This is a genomic window from Variovorax sp. J22P240 (assembly GCF_030316855.1).
In the GTDB taxonomy this organism is placed as follows: Bacteria; Pseudomonadota; Gammaproteobacteria; order Burkholderiales; family Burkholderiaceae_C; genus Variovorax.
This window is the reverse complement of sequence record NZ_JASZYR010000001.1, coordinates 1,284,670-1,303,590: the sequence shown is the minus strand read 5'-3', so window position 1 is coordinate 1,303,590 and position 18,921 is coordinate 1,284,670. Positions and strand designations below refer to the sequence as shown.

Annotated in this window: 16 protein-coding genes and 2 tRNA genes; 11 read left to right on the top strand and 7 right to left on the bottom strand. The window is 64.5% G+C overall.

The window, feature by feature from the left end:
• Positions 1 to 24: 24 nt before the first annotated feature.
• Positions 25 to 1,443 (bottom strand): sensor histidine kinase family protein, encoded by a 1,419-nt coding sequence (locus QTI24_RS06260; RefSeq protein ID WP_286599292.1) that lies wholly within the window; start codon positions 1,441 to 1,443, stop codon positions 25 to 27.
• 79 nt (positions 1,444 to 1,522) lie between these two features.
• Entirely contained in the window at positions 1,523 to 2,254 is a 732-nt protein-coding gene (ompR, locus tag QTI24_RS06255) for an osmolarity response regulator transcription factor OmpR (protein WP_088956805.1), read from the bottom strand.
• A gap of 151 nt (positions 2,255 to 2,405) precedes the next feature.
• Between ompR and QTI24_RS06250 the strand changes: the two genes are divergently transcribed.
• A complete protein-coding gene (locus QTI24_RS06250; protein ID WP_286599048.1) occupies positions 2,406 to 2,807 on the top strand; it encodes a hypothetical protein in 402 nt (133 codons plus the stop codon).
• A 97-nt stretch (positions 2,808 to 2,904) separates the two neighbouring features.
• Positions 2,905 to 3,570: an SIMPL domain-containing protein gene (locus QTI24_RS06245; RefSeq protein ID WP_286599290.1), complete on the top strand. Its 666-nt coding sequence runs from the start codon at positions 2,905 to 2,907 to the stop codon at positions 3,568 to 3,570.
• 7 nt (positions 3,571 to 3,577) lie between these two features.
• Here QTI24_RS06245 and QTI24_RS06240 read toward each other — a convergent pair whose 3' ends face one another.
• Positions 3,578 to 4,348: a 3-hydroxybutyrate dehydrogenase gene (locus QTI24_RS06240; RefSeq protein WP_286599047.1), complete on the bottom strand. Its 771-nt coding sequence runs from the start codon at positions 4,346 to 4,348 to the stop codon at positions 3,578 to 3,580.
• Between the two features lie 252 nt (positions 4,349 to 4,600).
• Here QTI24_RS06240 and QTI24_RS06235 point away from each other — a divergent pair, with 252 nt between their 5' ends.
• The 5 genes from QTI24_RS06235 (at position 4,601) to rimO (ending at position 9,496) form a co-directional block, all read left to right on the top strand.
• Positions 4,601 to 6,742 (top strand): RelA/SpoT family protein, encoded by a 2,142-nt coding sequence (locus QTI24_RS06235; RefSeq protein ID WP_286599289.1) that lies wholly within the window; start codon positions 4,601 to 4,603, stop codon positions 6,740 to 6,742.
• 50 nt (positions 6,743 to 6,792) lie between these two features.
• Positions 6,793 to 6,869, top strand: a tRNA-Val gene (locus QTI24_RS06230).
• A gap of 181 nt (positions 6,870 to 7,050) precedes the next feature.
• Complete coding sequence (locus QTI24_RS06225) at positions 7,051 to 7,419, top strand: hypothetical protein (RefSeq protein ID WP_286599046.1); 369 nt, start codon at positions 7,051 to 7,053, stop codon at positions 7,417 to 7,419.
• A 70-nt stretch (positions 7,420 to 7,489) separates the two neighbouring features.
• Positions 7,490 to 8,050 (top strand): polyhydroxyalkanoate synthesis repressor PhaR, encoded by a 561-nt coding sequence (gene phaR, locus QTI24_RS06220; protein WP_286599044.1) that lies wholly within the window; start codon positions 7,490 to 7,492, stop codon positions 8,048 to 8,050.
• Between the two features lie 39 nt (positions 8,051 to 8,089).
• Positions 8,090 to 9,496: a 30S ribosomal protein S12 methylthiotransferase RimO gene (gene rimO, locus QTI24_RS06215; protein WP_286599043.1), complete on the top strand. Its 1,407-nt coding sequence runs from the start codon at positions 8,090 to 8,092 to the stop codon at positions 9,494 to 9,496.
• 87 nt (positions 9,497 to 9,583) lie between these two features.
• On the opposite strand, the gene QTI24_RS06210 is transcribed toward rimO, so the two are convergent.
• Positions 9,584 to 9,668 (bottom strand) — tRNA-Leu (locus tag QTI24_RS06210).
• A gap of 84 nt (positions 9,669 to 9,752) precedes the next feature.
• On the opposite strand from QTI24_RS06210, the gene rnr reads away from it, so the two are divergent.
• Together rnr and QTI24_RS06200 are read left to right on the top strand one after the other, a co-directional pair.
• Complete coding sequence (gene rnr / locus QTI24_RS06205; RefSeq protein WP_286599042.1) at positions 9,753 to 11,999, top strand: ribonuclease R; 2,247 nt, start codon at positions 9,753 to 9,755, stop codon at positions 11,997 to 11,999.
• A gap of 15 nt (positions 12,000 to 12,014) precedes the next feature.
• Positions 12,015 to 12,776: an SDR family oxidoreductase gene (locus tag QTI24_RS06200; RefSeq protein ID WP_286599040.1), complete on the top strand. Its 762-nt coding sequence runs from the start codon at positions 12,015 to 12,017 to the stop codon at positions 12,774 to 12,776.
• A gap of 16 nt (positions 12,777 to 12,792) precedes the next feature.
• Here QTI24_RS06200 and QTI24_RS06195 read toward each other — a convergent pair whose 3' ends face one another.
• The 3 genes from QTI24_RS06195 to QTI24_RS06185 are packed head-to-tail and all read right to left on the bottom strand — an operon-like array spanning position 12,793 to position 16,927.
• Positions 12,793 to 14,268 carry an NAD(P)H-hydrate dehydratase gene (locus tag QTI24_RS06195; RefSeq protein WP_286599039.1) on the bottom strand — a complete coding sequence of 492 codons (1,476 nt, stop codon included), beginning with the start codon at positions 14,266 to 14,268 and terminating at the stop codon, positions 12,793 to 12,795.
• Between the two features lie 18 nt (positions 14,269 to 14,286).
• Complete coding sequence (locus tag QTI24_RS06190) at positions 14,287 to 15,543, bottom strand: D-amino acid dehydrogenase (protein ID WP_286599038.1); 1,257 nt, start codon at positions 15,541 to 15,543, stop codon at positions 14,287 to 14,289.
• A gap of 55 nt (positions 15,544 to 15,598) precedes the next feature.
• Complete coding sequence (locus QTI24_RS06185) at positions 15,599 to 16,927, bottom strand: amidase (protein ID WP_286599037.1); 1,329 nt, start codon at positions 16,925 to 16,927, stop codon at positions 15,599 to 15,601.
• 192 nt (positions 16,928 to 17,119) lie between these two features.
• Between QTI24_RS06185 and rpsB the strand changes: the two genes are divergently transcribed.
• Positions 17,120 to 17,875, top strand: coding sequence for a 30S ribosomal protein S2 (gene rpsB / locus QTI24_RS06180; protein WP_286599035.1), 756 nt, complete (start codon positions 17,120 to 17,122; stop codon positions 17,873 to 17,875).
• A 112-nt stretch (positions 17,876 to 17,987) separates the two neighbouring features.
• Positions 17,988 to 18,911, top strand: a complete 924-nt coding sequence (gene tsf, locus QTI24_RS06175; RefSeq protein WP_286599034.1) for a translation elongation factor Ts — start codon at positions 17,988 to 17,990, stop codon at positions 18,909 to 18,911.
• Positions 18,912 to 18,921: the final 10 nt, after the last annotated feature.

Sequence of the window (18,921 nt, the reverse complement as noted above, 5' to 3'; positions counted from 1 at the left end):
GGTTTGAGAGGGGATCCCCTCTGCCTATTTTTCCTTGTCTTTTTCCTTGGGCTGCGGGGCGTCGGCCTTGGCTGAAGCGGCGCGCGGCATGCGGATATGTGCGGCCAATCCTCGGCCTGGCGTGCTTGTGAGGGCGAAGGTGCCGCCCATGCGCTCGATGTTCTTGGTCACGATGGACAGGCCGAGGCCGGCGCCCGCGGCCGATGTGCGGGCGACGTCGCCGCGGAAGAAGGGCTTGCTCAATTGGGACAGCAGCGCCGGCGCGACGCCGGCGCCGTGGTCGCGCACCTTGATCAGCACCGCGTCGTTGTGCGCCTGCGCCTGGATGGTGATGTCGGCGACGCCGGTGGTGGGCGTCTTGCCGTAGCGGCGTGCGTTCTCGACCAGGTTGGAGATCACGCGCTGGAGTTCCACGTCGTCGGCCATGACCCGCAGGTCGTTCGGTACTTCGACCTTGATCTTGATGTCCTCATGGTCCTGCACCGCGTAGGTGCAGGCATCGATCACGTCGCGCAGCAGCACCGGCTTGAAGTCGACATGGTCGGGCCGCGCGTAGTCGAGGAACTTGTCGATGATCGCGTCGAGCTGGGCGATGTCGGCTGCCATGTGGTCGCGTGCATCCTCGTCGGCCACGCTCATCTCGGTTTCGAGCCGCAGCCGCGCCAACGGCGTGCGCAGGTCGTGCGAGATACCGGCCAGCATCACGGCGCGGTCCTGTTCGATCTTGGCAAGCTGGTCGGCCATGCGGTTGAAGCCGACGTTCACCGCCCGGATTTCGTTGGTGCGTGCACGCTCGTCGAGCCGGTGTGCCTCGTATTCACCCTCGCGCACCTGCAACGTGGCTTGCGAAAGCTGCTTGAGCGGCCGGTTGATGAGACGCGTGATCAGCGCCGCGCCGGCCAGGGAGAGCGCCATGGTCGTCGCCAGCCAGATCATCCAGGTGCGCCGGTCGAGGCGGCTGAAGCGCGTGGGGTCGACCAGCAGCCAGTAGGTGTCGCTCTCGATGGTGAAGCCGATCCACAGGCCAGGTTCGTCGTTGACCCGACTGGCCACGGTCGTACCCTCACCGAGACGGGCGATCAACTCTTCCGTCACCCGCTGGTCCAGCGCGCCGCTGGTGTAGGGCAAGAAGCGGTCGCCCGGCTCGCGCGGCAGGATGCGCACGCCTTCCTGGTCGGCGAGCGTCTTGATCAGCGAGACGCGGGTGATGGCGTCGGAATACACCAGCGCCGCGCGTGTCAGGTTCACCAAGGAGGCGATCTGGTGCGCAGTCTGGATCGCGCGCGGCTCGTACTCGAGCGCACGGAAGGTCTGCAACCAGGCGACTGTACAGCCGACCAGGAGGAGAACCAGCAGGAAGAAAGTCCGCCAAAAGAGACTCAGGCCCAGTTGGATCCTGGAGCGGCGCCGCCGGGAACCGATGCCCTCCAGCGGGCTGGGCAAGGTCGCCTGGGTGCTGTCCTCGGCGAGAGGGCTCGGCTGAGTCGTCTTGGGGCCGATCGATGCGGCCACGGTCAGCGCTTCAGGTTGTGCCGTCCGGCACGAACACGTAGCCGACGCCCCAGACCGTCTGGATATAGCGCGGTGCCGCGGCGTCGGACTCGACCAGCTTGCGCAGGCGCGAGATCTGCACGTCCAGGCTGCGGTCGAAGGGTTCGAACTCACGGCCGCGCGCCAACTGGGCCAGTTTTTCACGCGACAGAGGCTGTCTGGGATGGCGTACCAGTGCCTTGAGCATCGCAAACTCGCCAGTGGTCAGTGAGAGTTCTTCACCATCCTTCTTGAGCGTGCGGGAGCCGAGGTCGAAGCTGAACGGACCGAAGTTCACCGTTTCGTTGTCGGTCGACGGAGCACCCGGCGCCTCCAGCGGCGGACGGCGGCGAAGCACCGCATGCACGCGGGCGAGCAACTCGCGCGGGTTGAACGGTTTGCCGAGGTAGTCGTCGGCACCGACTTCGAGGCCGACGATGCGGTCCACGTCTTCGCCCTTGGCGGTGAGCATGATGATGGGAGTGCGGTCGTTGGCGGCGCGCAAGCGGCGGCAGACGGACAAGCCGTCCTCGCCGGGCATCATCAGGTCGAGCACGATCAGGTCGACCGTGTCGCGAAGGAGGATGCGGTTCAGGGCCTTGCCGTCTTCCGCCACGATGACCTCGAATCCTTCCTGGGTCAGGTAGCGGCGCAGCAGGTCGCGGATGCGGGCGTCGTCGTCGACGATCACGATCTTGTCTGTGCGAGCGGGAGTTTGATTCATTTCTACAACGCTGAATTTGTAACAGCGCCAATTCTGAGGGTGTTGAGGCCCCATTGAGGTGCTTTACACGACGGATTGACACAAAGTTACAAAACTTGCGGACGCTAGCCGTCCGGACGCTTGTGCCTTGTCAAGCGATGGCACAGTCATCTTGCTGTCGCACGATCCCATGAAATTCAAAGCTCTGACACTCTCCTTGCTGCTCGCCAGCTGCTGCCTGCCAGTCCTGGCCGGGTCTCCCGATTTCTGGTTGGTGAGCGACCAGCGGCGCTCCGAATTGCGCGGTGCGGTGGAAGCCCACCGGGCCGCCACACGGGACGAAGTCCGCCGTGAAGAGGCGGCCGCCGGCCGTCGCTTGACGCCCGCCGAACTGTCTGAATTGCGGCAGCAGGTGCGTCAGCAATGGTTGCCACGGCATGATGCGCTGCAGTCATCGGCCGCAACGCGGCATGAGGCGGTCCCGTCGGGAGAGCCGCAGCCGGCCGAGCGCATGATGCCTTCGCCCGCGGTGAAGGACGCGGCGCTCGCCGCGCCTCGCAGCCAGCGCCCCTGAGCAGCGCCCCCGCGGGGCGCTCATTTTCATTTTCTTGTCCACCTGAGGATTTGCTGTCTTGAACAATGCCAAATGGATTGCGGCCTGTGCCGTATTGATGACCGCGGGCGCCGTATCGGCCCAGACCCTGGCCCTGCCGCAGCCACAGAACGTGCTCCAGCTGTCGGCCAATTCGACCGTGGAGGTGCAGCAGGATCAATTGAGCATGACGCTGTCCACTTCGCGCGATGCCGCCGACGCGGCCACGGTGCAGACGCAACTCAAGACAGCGCTCGACGCGGCCTTGGCAGAGGCACGAAAGAACGCTCTGCCCGGCCAGATGGACGTGCGCACGGGCAACTTCCACCTGGCGCCGCGCCGCAACCGCGACGGCACGCTGACCGGATGGCAGGGCACGGCCGAACTCGTGCTCGAAGGCCGGGATTTCCCGCGCATCGCGCAGACGGCCGGCCGCATCTCCACCCTGACGATCAGGAACATCGGCTTTAGCTTGAGCCGAGAGCAGCAGGCCAAGGCGGAGGCCGAGGCGCAGGGCCTGGCGATCGACAACTTCAAGCAGCGGGCAGACGAACTCGCCAAGCGATTCGGCTTCAGCGGCTATTCGCTGCGCGAAGTGTCGGTCAACGCCAACGTGGGCGCGCCCTTCCAGCCTCGGATCATGGCGATGGAGGCAAAGGCGGCCGCTTCCGACGCCTCGGTGCCGATCGAAGCCGGCAAGGCGACCGTGATGGTCAACGTGTCCGGCTCGGTGCAGCTCAAGTAAGCGAGCGCTACTGTGCTGTCCAGCCGCCGTCCACCTGCCATGCGACGCCGCGGACCTGTTCCGCGGCAGGCGAGCACAGGAACACGGCGAGGCCACCCAGCTGTTCCACCGTCGTGAACTGAAGCGAGGGCTGTTTCTCGCCCAGCAAATCCTTCTGGGCCTGCGCGAGGGAAATGCCTTCGCGTTCGGAGCGGTCGTTGATCTGCTTCTGCACCAGCGGTGTGAGCACCCAGCCGGGGCAGATCGCATTGCTCGTGATGCCGGTGGTCGCGGTTTCGAGCGCGACCGACTTGGTGAACCCGACGATGCCGTGCTTCGCCGCGACGTACGCGGACTTCTGCGCCGACGCCACCAGGCCGTGCGCCGATGCGATGTTGATGATGCGGCCCCAGTTGGCTTCGCGCATCGCGGGAATGGCGAGCCGGGTCGTGTGGAAGGCGCTGCTGAGATTGATGGCGATCACCGCATCCCAACGCTCGATCGGGAAGTCCTCGACGTTCGAGACGTGCTGGATGCCTGCGTTGTTCACGAGCACATCGACATGTCCGAAGCGAGTGGCCGCAAACTTCATCAGGTCCTCGATTTGCGCAGGCTTGCTCATGTCGGCGCCGTGGTAGTCGACCTGGACGTCGAGCGCGGAAATTTCAGCCTTCGCTCCCTCCACGTCGCCGAAGCCGTTGAGAACGACGTTCGCGCCTTGTTGTGCGAGCGCCTTTGCGATACCCAGCCCGATACCGCTGGTGGACCCCGTGACAAGCGCGGTTTTGCCTTTGAGCATGATGACAGTCTCCGAATGAATTAGGATGCAACGAGAGAATTATCTTCATCGCGACCCCGCCTTTTCCATGACCGAGCTTGCTTTTTCACACGCCCCTCGCGAGGCTCGCAAGCAGACAGGGCGGCGGTCATTCTTCTTCCGGCATTCGACACAGTGAAGCGCGAACAGACCAACCTGCACGTGCCGTCCTCGTCGGAATCGCTCGTGGTCGACTATCCGTTGTCGGCAGCCACGGCCGAGCGCACGCCGGTCATGGAGAACATGCTGGCGCGCGCACGCGCTTTCGCCGAACCGCTGATTGCCGATGAAACGCTGGACACCGGCGAGAACACGCTCGCCCATGCCGATGCGGTTGCCGCCATCGTCGCATCCATGGGCGGGTCGGAGGCCATGCAGGCCGCCAGCTATCTGGTCTATTCGTGCCAGCACTTGAATCGCCCGCAGGAAGTGATCGCCAAGGTGTTTGGCGACAACTTCGCTGCGCTCGCGGTCGAGACCACCAAGCTGGTGCACGTGCAGAAGCAGGCACGCTCGGCCACCGCGCATGCGCATCTGGCGGACGGCGCCGGCACGCAGACCGAGAACGTGCGCAAGATGCTGTTGGCGTTCTCGCGCGATCTGCGCGTCGTGATGCTTCGACTGGCTTCGCGTCTTCAGACGCTGCGCCATGCGGCAGCCAGCAAACGGCCCCCGCCCGAGAATGTGGCGCGCGAATCGCTTCAGGTGTTTGCGCCCCTGGCGAACCGACTCGGCATCTGGCAAGTCAAGTGGGAGATCGAGGATCTCTCGTTCCGCTTTCTCGAGCCGGAGACCTACAAGCTCATCGCGCGCCTTCTCGACGAGAAGCGCATCGAGCGCGAAGGTTACGTCGAACAGTTGCGTACGCGTCTCGAGCGCGAACTGGCGGCCGAGGGCATCAAGGCCACGGTGCAGGGGCGGCCGAAGAACATCTACAGCATCGTCAAGAAGATGCGCGGCAAGTCGCTCGACTTCGCACAGGTGTTCGACATCATGGCGCTGCGGGTGGTGGTCGCCGACGTCAAGGACTGCTATGCGGCACTCGCGTGGGTGCATTCGCATTTCCAGCCGATCGACGAAGAGTTCGACGACTACATCGCCAGACCGAAGCCCAACGGCTACCAATCGCTGCACACCGTGGTGCGTGAAGTGGTCGACGGGCATGCCGGCAAGCCGATCGAGATCCAGATCCGCACCGAGGAAATGCATGACCACGCCGAGCATGGCGTGGCCGCGCACTGGGCCTACAAGGAAGCGGGCCACAAGGGCTATGCTGGTGTGTGGGCGACCGGCGAGTACGACGCCAAGATCGCGGTGCTCCGGCAACTGCTAGCTTGGGAGCGCGACCTCTCCGGCGGGCAGCAGGGGCAGGGCCTTTTCGACGACCGCATCTATGTTCTGACGCCCGACGCCGCGATCGTCGAGTTGCCGCAAGGCGCGACGGCGGTGGACTTCGCCTACACGGTACACACGAGCCTCGGCCACCGCTGCCGTGGGGCCCGCGTCGATGGCGTGATGGTGCCGCTCAATACGCCACTGCAAAACGGCCAGACTGTGGAGATCATCGCTGCCAAGGAAGGAGGCCCTTCGCGCGACTGGCTCAACGCGGAACTGGGTTACCTCGCAAGCCATCGAGCGCGTGCGAAGGTACGAGCCTGGTTCAACGCGCAGATCACGCATGAGACCGTGGCGCGCGGGCGAGAAGCTGTCGAGAAGCTCCTTCAGCGAGAAGGCAAGACTGCGCTGAAACTCGAAGATCTTGCTTCGCAGTTGGGCTTCAAGTCGGCCGACAACCTCTTCGAAGTGGTGGGCAAGGACGAGTTCTCGCTGCGCAACATCGAGATGCTGTTGCGTCCGCCCGAACCTGCACCGGGGCCGGACGACGGCGTCATCATCAAGAAGGCGCGCGGCAGCGAGCAGTCGGGCCGTGGTGGTGTGCTTGTAGTCGGCGTTTCATCGCTCATGACGCAACTCGCCAAGTGCTGCAAGCCTGCGCCGCCAGATGCCATCCGCGGCTTCGTGACCAAGGGCCACGGCGTGAGCATCCATCGCTCGGACTGCAGCAACTTCCGCATGATGGCGAGCCGCGATGCCGGGCGCGTCATCGACGTGGAGTGGGGCGCGCAGAAGGCGGAAGCGGGCTCTGTCTATGCGGTCGATGTCGCTGTCGAAGCGGCCGACAGGCAAGGGCTGCTGCGCGATATCTCCGACGTGTTCGCACGCGAGAAGATGAATGTGATCGGCGTGCAGACGCAGTCGGTGAAGGGCACCGCGTGGATGACGTTCACCATCGAGATCGCAGATGCGACGCGTCTGAAGCAGGTGCTCGCAGTGGTCGCTGCAGTGACCGGTGTGCGTTCTGCGCGACGCCGCTGAAAAGTGGTCTCCGCATCCTGCTACAATTGCGGCTTCTCGGACACATCCTTAGGCGCGTAGCTCAGCTGGTTAGAGCACCACCTTGACATGGTGGGGGTCGTTGGTTCGAGTCCAATCGCGCCTACCAATTTTCTTGATCCAGCGTCCGCTTAACCACCGGACGCGCACCGGATCAAAAACCTCCTCAAGCCTCAGTTCTTCGGCATAGATCCATCCTCGGAACTATGGCCTTCGGCAACTGGCGGGTCGCCCTTCAGTTGTGGTAACTTGACATTTTGTCACGCTCAAGCATCCGACTCAGGGAACTGATGAATACTCCGGCAGCCGAGATCGATCCTTCGCTGGAAGAGCTTCGCATTGCAGCGCTGGTGCGACAGGCGCCCCTTGAATTTGCGCGCGTGGTCTACGGGCTGAACGATCGCGCGAATGGCCGGGCGGGCACCATGGCGGCGGAAGACGTCGCGCGCACGGAGCGTCAGGGCGCTCCCGTCACCCGCGAGCGTGCCGAGCAGCGGGCCCGGGCCTACCTGCCGCTGGCGGGACAGGAGCACTGCCCCCGTTGCTGGGTTTTCAATGGCATCAAGAGTCCGTTGCAGTACCGCGAAGCGACCAGCGAGCGTCCCGAATCGGGCTCGTGCAAGGTCTGTGGCGCCGAGTACGCGACGTCTCTGGACTGAAGCTCTCCGTCGGTCAGGGTAAACCTTGGCGCGGTGTAACAAAACCGCTCCCTAGAATTGCTCGCGCGTCATGGTGCGAAATCTCAAGGAGTCCCTAGTGCAGAGCAAGAAGTCCGGTGTCAAGCCGGTCCAGCGGGTGATCAAGAAGTATCCCAATCGAAGGCTCTACGACACGGAAACCTCCAGCTACATCACCCTTGCCGAGGTGAAGCAGCTTGTCATGAACCAGGCGTCGTTCGTGGTCCGCGATGCCAAGACCGGGGACGACCTGACCCGCAGCATCCTGCTTCAGGTCATCCTCGAGGAAGAGGCTGGTGGCGCGCCGATGTTCACAGAACAGGTGCTGGCCAGCATCATCCGGTTCTACGGCCAAGCGATGCAAAGCTACATGGGGCCCTATCTGGAGAAGAACATCCAGGCGATGGCCGAGGTTCAGGCGCAACTGGCCGAAAAGGCCGAGGGCATCACGCCGGAAATGTGGTCGAAGTTCATGACCATGCAGTCCCCGATGCTGCAAGGGTTGATGGGCAACTACGTCGAGCAGTCCAAGAACGTCTTCCTGCAGATGCAGGAGCAGATGCAGAAGAACACCGAGCAGGTTCTAGGTGCGTTTGGCATCAAGCGACCCTGAATAGGGCACGGTGGCCGATAGCTGGGACAATAGGGGGATATGAGCGAAGTTGCCTCCCCCGAACGAATTGCCGCGCCGGCAGCCCCCAAAGTCGGCTTTGTGAGCCTGGGCTGTCCCAAGGCATTGACCGATTCCGAACTGATCCTGACCCAACTGAGTGCCGAGGGCTACGAAACCTCCAAGACTTTCGAGGGTGCCGACCTCGTGATCGTGAACACTTGCGGCTTCATTGACGACGCCGTCAAGGAAAGCCTCGACACGATCGGCGAAGCCCTCGCAGGCAACGGGCGCGTGATCGTGACCGGCTGTCTCGGCGCCAAGACGGGTGAGGAGGGCGGCAACTTGGTGCGCCAGATGCATCCGAGCGTGTTGGCGGTCACAGGGCCGCATGCGACGCAGGAAGTGATGGACGCGGTCCACGCGAATCTGCCGAAGCCGCACGATCCCTTCATCGACCTGGTGCCGCAGGCCTTCGGTATTGCCGGCCTGAAGCTCACGCCGCGTCACTACGCCTATCTGAAGATCAGCGAGGGCTGCAATCACCGGTGTACCTTCTGCATCATCCCTTCGATGCGCGGCGACCTCGTGTCGCGCCCGGTGGGCGATGTGCTGTCGGAAGCCAAGGCGTTGTTCGAAGGTGGTGTGAAGGAACTGCTGGTAATCAGCCAGGACACCTCCGCCTACGGTGTGGACGTGAAGTACCGCACTGGTTTCTGGGATGGCAAGCCGGTCAAGACGCGCATGCTCGAGCTCGTGCGCACGCTGGGCGAGATCGCCGAGCCCTACGGCGCTTGGGTGCGACTGCACTATGTGTACCCCTATCCGAGCGTCGACGAAGTCATTCCGCTGATGGCGAGTGGCCAAGTGCTCCCTTACCTCGATGTGCCGCTGCAACACAGCCACCCTGACGTGCTCCGGCGCATGAAGCGGCCTGCAAGCGGCGAGAAGAATCTGGAGCGCATCGCGCGCTGGCGCGAAGTGTGTCCGGAGCTTGTGATCCGCAGCACCTTCATCGCTGGCTTCCCCGGCGAAACCGAGGAGGAGTTCGAACACCTGCTGGCATTCATTCGCGAAGCAGAAATCGATCGTGCAGGCTGCTTCGCCTACAGCCCGGTCCAGGGCGCCGCCGCGAACGACATTCCCGGCATGCTGCCCGAGGCCGAGCGAGAAGCCCGGCGCGCGCGTTTCATGGAGGTCGCGGAAGCCGTGTCGATCGCCAAGCTGCGCAAGCGCATCGGCGCGACGATGCAGGTGCTGGTGGATTCGGCGCCTGGCATGGGGCGCAAGGGGGGCATGGGCCGCACGTACGCCGATGCACCGGAGATCGACGGAATCGTCCGTCTGCTGCCGCCCGAAAAGATCAGCAAAACGCTGAAGGTCGGCGAGTTCACGCGCGCTCGCATCGTCGGTGCAGAGGGACACGATCTGATTGCCCTGCCCATCTGATGCCGGTCACAAATCAGACGGCCAAGAAAAAAGCCACCGGAGACCGGTGGCTTGAATCGAGAGACCCTGGAAGGGTCTATATAAACTTGGTGCCCAGAAGAGGACTCGAACCTCCACGATGTTACTCGCTAGTACCTGAAACTAGTGCGTCTACCAATTCCGCCATCTGGGCCCACATAACTGCTGAAGCAGTTATGTTTTGAATTTCAGGAAAGAAAGAGATCATATCATCAAAAACATAGGCCATACCAGCGGCTTGCTGGATGAAGTTGAAGGCACGGTCCAAGGACATCGCGACGGACACGGTTTCGTGCAGCGGGACGACGGTGAAGCCGACATCTATTTGCCCCCCAACGAGATGCGTGCGGTGCTGCACAAGGACCGCGTCAAGGCGCGTGTGGTGCGCCAGGACCGACGTGGTCGCCCAGAGGGCCGCGTGGTCGAGATCGTCGAACGCCCCGAGCAGCCCATCATCGGCCGGCTGCTCCACGAAGGTGGCGTCTGGCTCGTGGCGCCCGAGGACAAACGCTATGGTCAGGATGTCCTGATCCCCAAGGGTGCGACTGGCACCGCGAAGGTCGGCCAAGTCGTGGTCGTGCAGTTGACCGAGCCGCCCGCGCTGTTCGGCCAGCCGGTCGGACGCGTGACGGAAGTGCTCGGCGAGATCGACGATCCGGGCATGGAGATCGAGATCGCGGTGCGCAAATACGGCGTGCCGCACGAGTTCTCCGAGGCATGCCTCGCCGAAGCGAAAGCATTGCCCGACAAGGTGCGCCCGGCCGACAAGAGGGGCCGCATCGATCTGACCGACATCCCGCTGGTGACCATCGACGGCGAGGACGCGCGCGACTTCGACGACGCCGTGTATTGCGAGCCCGCGAAGGTCGGCCGCGGCAAAGGCTGGCGCCTGCTGGTCGCGATCGCCGACGTCAGCGCCTATGTGCAGACCGGCTCGGCGATCGACATCGACGCCTACGATCGCGCGACCAGTGTGTACTTCCCGCGCCGCGTGATCCCGATGCTGCCGGAGAAGTTGTCGAATGGCTTGTGCTCGCTCAATCCCGAGGTCGAGCGCCTGTGCATGGTGTGCGACATGCTGGTGGCTGCCGATGGCGAGATCTACGCCTACCAGTTCTACCCCGCGGTGATGTGGAGCCACGCGCGCTTCACGTACACCGAAGTGGCGGCCATCCTCGGCAACACGCGCGGACCGGAAGCGCTGAAGCGCAAGGAACGCGTCAAGGACTTGCTGAACCTGGCCGACGTTTATCGCGCACTCCTCAAGCAGCGCTCGAAGCGCGGCGCGGTCGACTTCGAGACCACCGAGACGCAGATCATTTGCGACGACGCAGGGCGCATCGAGAAGATCGTGCCGCGCACGCGCAATGAAGCGCACCGCCTGATCGAGGAAGCGATGCTGGCAGCCAACGTCTGCAGCGCCGATTTCATCGCCGAGGGCAAGCATCCCGGTCTGTATCGCGTGCACGAAGGCCCGACACCCGAGAAGAAGGAAATCCTTCGCGGATACCTCAAGGCCATGGGCGTGGGTCTCTCGATCACGGACGACCCCAAGCCCGGCGAGTTCCAGGCCATTGCCGACGCGACGAAGGAGCGTCCGGACGCCCAGCAGATCCACACCATGCTGCTGCGCTCGATGCAGCAGGCGATCTACACGCCCATCAACAGCGGTCACTTCGGGCTCGCCTACGAGGCCTACACCCACTTCACGAGCCCCATCCGGCGCTATCCCGACCTGCTCGTGCATCGCGTGATCAAGGCCATCCTGGGCAAGACCAAGTACCAGCTGCCGATGCTGCCGACGCCCGGCGAGGCGCACGCCAAGCTGGCGAAGCGGCTCGCTTCGCGCGTGAAGTCGCCCACGTCCAAGCCGCAGAAAGCCACCGTGGCGCCGAGCAAGGAAGTCCTGGCGTGGGAAGCCGCCGGCCTGCATTGCAGCGCCAATGAGCGACGCGCCGACGAGGCAAGTCGCGACGTCGAGGCGTGGCTCAAGTGCAAGTACATGCGCGAGCATCTCGGCGAGGAATATGGCGGCGTGGTCACGGCGGCCACCACCTTCGGCATCTTCGTCACGCTCGACGCGATGTACGTCGAAGGCCTGGTTCACATCACCGAGCTCGGGGGCGAGTATTTCAAATTCGACGAGCAGCGCCAGGAACTGCGCGGCGAGCGCACAGGCATTCGCTACGCCATCGGCACGCGCGTGCGAGTGCAAGTGAGCCGCGTCGACCTGGACGGCCGCAAGATCGATTTCCGTCTGGTGCGTGAAGGCGAGGAATTAAGCACGAGGGCGATGAAGGACAAGGGCGCTTCGTCGACGGGCGTGCCCGCCAAGGCATCGGCCAAGCGCAGCGCGCGAAACAAGCCTGAGGCCGAGCGGTCCGACCGCGCGACTGCGGGCGCGCCACAATCGGCGATGCAGGCCTTCAGGACTGCCGTCAAGAAGGCTGCGAACAAGATGAAGGGGCGCAAGCCGCGCCGTTGACAAAAGGAGATACGAATGAGCGTCGAGAAGAAGAGCCGCATCGCGATCGTCACAGGCGCGGGCACTGGCATTGGCCGTTCCGCCGCGCTGGCGTTGCTTGGCGATGGCTGGAGCGTCGTGCTGGCGGGCCGTCGCCTGGAGCCGCTGGAGCAGGTGGCCGAAGAATCGGGCGCTGGCGCGCGAGCTTTTGCAGTGCCGACCGACGTCGCCAATCCGGAGTCGGTGCAGGCGCTGTTCGCGGCGGCGGTCGAGCGCTTCGGTCGCGTGGACCTGCTCTTCAACAACGCCGGCGTGGGCAACCCGCCCGGGCCGTTCGAGGATTGGACACCCGAGCAATGGCGCGGTGTGGTCGACATCAATCTGAGCGGCATGTTCTATTGCATCCAGCAGGCGTTCCGCACGATGAAGGCCCAGACGCCGCAGGGCGGTCGCATCATCAACAACGGATCGATTTCCGCCACCGCGCCACGACCCAATTCGATCGCCTACACGGCGACCAAGCATGCCGTCGAGGGACTTACCAAGACTGCGTCATTGGACGGGCGCAAGTACGACATTGCAGTGGGCCAGATCGATGTCGGCAATGCGCTGACGGAACTCGCCGCGCGCATGGCAAAGGGTGTGCCGCAAGCCAATGGCGAGATCGCGATCGAGCCGGTGATGGATGTGTCCATCGTCGGCCAGTCGGTGCTCTACATGGCCAACTTGCCGCTGGAGGCCAACGTGCTCTTCCATACGGTGATGGCCACCAAGATGCCCTTCGTCGGGCGCGGGTAGAGGGCGCCCGCCAGGGTCAGGGCGTGGCGGGGAGGCCGCGCGCCAGTGCGCTCGCTGTGAGCGGAACGTGCGCCGGCCAGCGGTCGGCCAAATCTCCATGTCGCCAGACGGCTTCGCACGCGGCCGCTCTGGCTGGGCGACCTGCGGCCAGCGCGGCGCCCACCATGCCGGCGAGGACGTCGCCAGTGCCGGCGGTTGCGAGGCGCGCATTGCCGCTGGTATTGATCACCGGTGTTGCGCCGACATTGGCGATGACCGTGCCCGAGCCCTTGAGCACGACCACGGCGCGATAGCGTTCGGCAAGGCGGTTCGCTGCGCCAAGCCGATCGCTCTGCACGTCCCGTGTCGCCGAACCCAACAGACGGGCCGCTTCCAATGGATGCGGCGTCAGCACGGTGGACCGCCCGGTCTCGGATCGGGCCTTCAGCAGGCGCTGCAGGACGCTGTCTCCGGCAATGGCATTGAGTGCGTCCGCGTCGAGGACCAGCGCATGCGCAGCTTCCAGCACATGGGGAAGCACTTTGTGCACCGCCGAACCGCCGCCGCAGCCGCAAACGACCGCCATCGCGCCGAGGTCCAGGGTCTCCCGGCGACGAAACATCAGTTCGGGTTGCACGAGGTCAAGCGGCGCAATGTTCGTGTCGAGAAGTGCAACGAAAACGCGACCGGCGCCTGCGCAGAGGGCGGCCGAAGCGGCGAGCAAGGCGGCGCCCGCCATTCCAGGCGCGCCGCCAATCACGGCGACGTCGCCATAACTCCCCTTGTGCGATGACTGCCACCGGGAGGGAGAGGGCGAGGTGCCCAGCAGGCGCGCCATGGGCGCTTCGTTACCCGCGGCAACGCCCAGGTCGTCGAACCACACGTCGCCCGCTGCATCGCGACCCTGCGCGGTAAAGAGGCCGGGCTTGAGGGTCAGCAGGCTCAGGCACAAGCGTCGAGGGCCATCGGTGCGTGATGGAGGGCCAGCAAGGAAGTCCGTCGAGAGAGTGCCGGTTTCTGCGTTCAGCCCGGACGGCGTATCCACACTGAGTACGGGCGAGCGAGCGGTATGCATTCGCTGCAGCCAGTCGATCATCGCTCCGCCGGGTGGTCGGGTGGCGCCGATTCCCAGCAGCGCATCGATGGCGAGATCGGGGTGTTCCGGCGGTACCTCCGAGAACTGCACGCCCGCGGCTCGGGCGCTCTGCAGCGACGCGCGTGCATCTGCGGGCAGGCGACTCTCATCGCCGATTCGGGTAATGACCGTCGCGAAGCCCCGTCGTTGGAGTTGTGCCGCCGCTTCGAACCCGTCACCGCCGTTGTTGCCGGGCCCGCAGGCCACCCAGATCGTGCGCGCATGGGGCGCCGTCGCCATCGCCAGCCGTGCCACCGCGAGGCCCGCGCGCTGCATGAGGGTGTGCGGCGCCAGCGCGGCCGTTGCCGCTTGCTCCATCCGGCGCGCGGCCGCAATGTCGAACAAGGGGGCGGCGGTGGCGGATGTGATGCGTTGCATGGCACTTGACGCTTGGTGTCAGTGTTGCAGCATTCGCTCGATCCCGAGCCCCTCGAGATCGATGCCTGCATCCCGCCCGGCCATGAGGTCCGCCAGGACGCGTGCACTCCCGCAGGACAGCGCCCAGCCGCTGGAGCCGTGCCCGAGATTCAGCCAGACGCCCGGAATGCCGCTTGGACCGATGATTGGCGGCCCGTCGGGCATCATCGGACGCGCACCCTTCCATTGCTGGACGCCGGCCTGCAAGGTGACCGCCCCTGGGAACCAGTCCTGCAGCACCTTGTACAGCGTCTTCAGCGAAGCGGGATTCAAGGTTCCGGGCGAGCCGCCCAGTTCGGCGCTGCCTGCCACCCGCACGCGCAGGCCCAACCTGGAGATTGCGACCTTGTACCGCTCGTCCATCACCGCGCTGCGCGGTGCATTGAGCGGTTCGCGGATGCTCGCGCTGATCGAATGGCCGTAGACCGGCGCCAGGGGAACTTGCAGGCCCAGCGGTCGAAGCAAGCGCGCTGACGCGACGCCCGCGCACACCACGACCGCGTCGAAGCGATGGCCCTCGGAGCCGCTCGCCAGCGACAGTTCGGTCGGCGCGGCACGGCTCAGCGGCGCCAAGTCGCAATTGAAATGAAACTGTGCGCCCAGGGCTTCGGCCTCCCACTTGAGCAGCAGCGCAAATTGCCTGCAATTTCCCACTTCGTCGTCCGGCAGGTGAATGGCGCCTACGAGATTCGTGTCCGTGCTGAGCGCAGGCTCGATCTTTCGCGCTTCGTCTGCATCGATCTCTCGGAAGGTGCTTCCGGCCGCGCGCAGGACGTCGAGCCCGGCCTGCACCAGCTTCTTCTCACGCTTGGAGCGCAGCAGCACGAGGTAGCCGTCGCTGCGTTCGTAGTCCAGGTCGCAAGCCTCGGTGATCTCGTGCAGCCGGGTGCGGCTGTAGAAGGCCAGGCGCTGCATGCGCGCGCGATTGGCCAGATAGGTTTCGAGCTTGCAGGCGCGTTGCCAGCGCGCCATCCACCGGACATCACGGGTGGACAGCGGCCAGCGCAGCTTGATGGCGCCGTGCGTGGACAGCAGAGAGCGCAGCACCTTGCCGCGCATGCCCGGGCCGGCCCAGGGCGTCACGTAGCCAGGCGCAACCACGCCGGCGTTGGCAAAACTCGATTCTTCGGCGGCTGCGCCCCTGCGCTCGAAAACGACTACATCATGACCGTCGGAGGCCAACTCCCATGCAGTGGTGACGCCGATGATCCCGGCTCCCACGATCGCGATTTTCATTCGTTTCTTTGCGGTGAAATTTGTTCGTCGGCACCTGCGCGGCACACGGCAAGCGTCATCGTTCCTGCAGTGCGCGTTCGGCTTGCAGCGCGACGGCCAGCACTGCGTCGTCGTGCAGGGCAGCATGCCAGAGCATGAGGCCAACGGGCAGCTCATCGGCGACGTGGCAGGGGATCGAGATGGCGCAGCCGTCGAGCATGTTGACGACGGAGGGATTGCGCAGAAGCAGCGCATTGACGCGGAAGAATTCAGGGTCGCGCTCCTCGCCGGGCGCGACGCTCGCGATGGTCGGCGCGGTGATCGGCACCGTGGGCGACAGCACCGCGTCGAAGGGGGCGAGCGAGCGTTCAATGCGCGCGATCCAGCTGCGGCGGGCATTGCCGAGCTCGATGTACTCGTGCGCCTTCATGGTCGCGCCCTTGAGGATGCGTTGTGCGACGCGCGGGTCGTACCCGGCGCCGCTGCGCTCCATGAGCAGGCGGTGCCAGGCGTAGGCTTCGGCCGCCGAAAAGCCCCCGGTCGAGTTGATCGAAGGCAGGTCGGCAAGCTCCGTGAGGCCAATTTCCTCGATGCGGGCGCCGGCGATGCGCAAGGTCTTGAGGGTTCGTTCGAAGGCCTTCGCGACCACGGGGTCGAGGTCGTCCAGGAACAGGTCCTTGACCACCGCGAGTCGGTAGGCCGCCAGTGGCGCTGTGCCGGCCGTCACTCGGCGGGCGGCAAGAATTTCATGCGCCGTGATCGCATCGCGTACCGAGCGCGTCATGGCGCAGACGGTGTCGAGCGTGGTGGACAGCGGCACCGCGCCCTCCGTAGGAACCAGCCGCGCCGTGTTCTTGAAGCCCACGATGCCGTTCAGGGCCGCCGGGATGCGGATGGAGCCACCGGTGTCCGATCCGAGCCCGATGAACGCGGCGCCGCTGGCGACCGACACCGCGGCACCCGAGGACGACCCGCCGGGGATACGGGGGGTCGTCCGGTCGTTCGGGTTTGCCGGCGTTCCGTGATGTGGGTTGACGCCCACGCCCGAAAAGGCGAACTCGGTCATGTTGGTGCGGCCGAGCAGGGCGCCGCCGGCGGCTCGCAGGCGGGCGACCGCCGGTGCGTCGGCCTGGGCTGCCGGTGCATGGGCCAGCACGATCGAACCCGCGGATGTCGGCTGTCCGGCGACATCAAACAGATCCTTGACCGAAAAGGCCAGGCCCGCCAGCCGCTGCCGGGGAGTGGCGGCGGCAGCGGCACGGCGGCCTTCGTCGAACAACTGGCGTGTGAAGACATGCTGGCAGGCGGCCGACACCGCGGTGGCGATGGCTTGCTCCATTTTGGTGCGCGCGTCGGAAGTGCCCGCCAGCAGGGCGAGGCGGGTGGCGTGCAGGTCTGGGCGCATGGTGTGGGTGGCTGGGAAAGGTGGGGAGGGAGGGTGGTGCGTGCTATACTCCTTGGGTTTCGCCCTGGGTACTTTCCCGCTGCGAGACGCATCCGCAAACCAGCCCATTCAAGGTGTTGTGAACTCCATTCCATCGAAGGAATGGCACACAAAACGGGCTGGATTTTAGACCCAACCTTTGGAGTTATTCCTATGTCGACCACCATGCGCGAAATGCTGGAAGCCGGTGTCCATTTCGGTCACCAAACCCGCTTCTGGAACCCCAAGATGGCCCCGTTCATCTTTGGCCATCGCAACAAGATTCACATCATCAACCTGGAAAAGTCGCTTCCGATGTTCCAGGATGCGATGAAGTACGCCAAGCAACTCACCGCCAACCGCGGCACGATCCTGATGGTCGGCACCAAGCGCCAGGCCCGCGAAATCGTCGCGGCCGAAGCCCGTCGTGCCGGCGTTCCCTTCGTCGATACCCGTTGGCTCGGCGGCATGCTGACCAACTTCAAGACCGTCAAGACCTCGATCAAGCGCCTGAAGGACATGAAGGCCCAGCTCGAAGCCGGCCTCGACAGCCTGAGCAAGAAAGAACAGCTCACCTTCACCCGTGAAATCGAGAAGCTCGAGAAGGACATCGGCGGCATCCAGGACATGACCGCGTTGCCCGACGCCATCTTCGTGATCGACGTGGGCTTCCACAAGATCGCCGTTGCCGAAGCCAAGAAGCTGGGCATTCCGCTGATCGGCGTGGTTGACTCCAACCACTCGCCCGAAGGCATCGACTACGTGATCCCCGGCAATGACGACTCGTCCAAGGCTGTCACGCTGTACGCCCGCGGTATCGCCGACGCGATCATCGAAGGTCGCTCCAGCGCCGTCAGCGACGTCGTGAAGGCCGTGTCCGAAGGCAATTCCGATGAGTTCGTCGAGGTCGAAGAGGGCGCTTCCGCCTGATTCGCGCTCGCACGAGCCTGAAGAAGGGGCTTTGTTGCCCCTTTTTTTTAATCTGATTTTCGTGGCGCCCGGTGCGGGTCGCCACAACTGACAAACCGAACGGAGAACACACATGGCAACAATCACCGCAAGCATGGTCGGCGAACTGCGCGCAAAGACCGACGCCCCGATGATGGAATGCAAGAAGGCCCTGACCGAGGCCGACGGCAACATGGACAAGGCCGAGGAACTCCTGCGCATCAAGTTGGGCAACAAGGCTGGCAAGGCTTCGGGTCGCATCACGGCTGAAGGCGTGGTCGCGGCGTTCGTCGAAGGCGATGCCGGCGCGATGATCGAAATCAACTGCGAAACCGATTTCGTTACCAAGAACGATAGCTTCCTCGCGATGGCAAACGCTGCCGCCATGTTGGTTGCCAAGCACAACCCCGCCGACCTCGCCGCGCTGGGTGCGCTGGCGTACGAGCAGGACGGCTTCGGCCCCACGCTCGAAGACGTGCGCAAGGGTCTGATTGGCAAGATCGGCGAGAACATGAGCTTCCGCCGCTTCAAGCGCTTCGCCGGCAACGGCAAGGTCGCCTCGTACCTGCACGGAACGCGCATCGGCGTGATGGTGGAATTCGAAGGCGACGACACGTCCGCCAAGGATGTCGCCATGCACATCGCCGCCATGAAGCCGGTCGCGATCTCGAGCGCCGACGTCCCCGCCGACCTCATCGAGAAGGAGCGTGCGGTTGCGGCAGGCAAGGCCGAGGAAGACCGCAAGACGGCCGAAGCCGAAGGCAAGAAGCCGCAGCCGGCCGACATCGTTGCCAAGCGCATCGAAGGCGGCGTGCAGAAATACCTCAAGGAAGTGTCCCTGCACAACCAGGCTTTCGTGAAGAACGACAAGCAGACCGTGGAGCAGATGCTCAAGGCCGCCAACACGTCCATCAAGGGCTTCACGCTCTACGTGGTGGGCGAAGGCATTGAAAAGAAGGTCGACGACTTCGCGGCCGAAGTGGCGGCGCAAGTCGCTGCCGCCAAGGCTGCGGCGTAAGTCACGCCGC

What these genes read in the sequence shown, in the direction of transcription:
- phaR (WP_286599044.1), top strand. Translation starts at nt 7,490, where the DNA reads ATGGTGCGAAATCTCAAGGAGTCCCTAGTGCAGAGCAAGAAGTCCGGT.
- tsf (WP_286599034.1), top strand. Translation starts at nt 17,988, where the DNA reads ATGGCAACAATCACCGCAAGCATGGTCGGCGAACTGCGCGCAAAGACC.
- QTI24_RS06190 (WP_286599038.1), bottom strand. Translation starts at nt 15,543, where the DNA reads ATGAAAATCGCGATCGTGGGAGCCGGGATCATCGGCGTCACCACTGCA.
- ompR (WP_088956805.1), bottom strand. Translation starts at nt 2,254, where the DNA reads ATGAATCAAACTCCCGCTCGCACAGACAAGATCGTGATCGTCGACGAC.
- QTI24_RS06195 (WP_286599039.1), bottom strand. Translation starts at nt 14,268, where the DNA reads ATGCAACGCATCACATCCGCCACCGCCGCCCCCTTGTTCGACATTGCG.
- QTI24_RS06245 (WP_286599290.1), top strand. Translation starts at nt 2,905, where the DNA reads ATGACCGCGGGCGCCGTATCGGCCCAGACCCTGGCCCTGCCGCAGCCA.
- QTI24_RS06200 (WP_286599040.1), top strand. Translation starts at nt 12,015, where the DNA reads ATGAGCGTCGAGAAGAAGAGCCGCATCGCGATCGTCACAGGCGCGGGC.
- QTI24_RS06240 (WP_286599047.1), bottom strand. Translation starts at nt 4,348, where the DNA reads ATGCTCAAAGGCAAAACCGCGCTTGTCACGGGGTCCACCAGCGGTATC.
- QTI24_RS06235 (WP_286599289.1), top strand. Translation starts at nt 4,601, where the DNA reads ATGGAGAACATGCTGGCGCGCGCACGCGCTTTCGCCGAACCGCTGATT.
- rpsB (WP_286599035.1), top strand. Translation starts at nt 17,120, where the DNA reads ATGTCGACCACCATGCGCGAAATGCTGGAAGCCGGTGTCCATTTCGGT.
- rimO (WP_286599043.1), top strand. Translation starts at nt 8,090, where the DNA reads ATGAGCGAAGTTGCCTCCCCCGAACGAATTGCCGCGCCGGCAGCCCCC.
- QTI24_RS06185 (WP_286599037.1), bottom strand. Translation starts at nt 16,927, where the DNA reads ATGCGCCCAGACCTGCACGCCACCCGCCTCGCCCTGCTGGCGGGCACT.
- QTI24_RS06225 (WP_286599046.1), top strand. Translation starts at nt 7,051, where the DNA reads ATGAATACTCCGGCAGCCGAGATCGATCCTTCGCTGGAAGAGCTTCGC.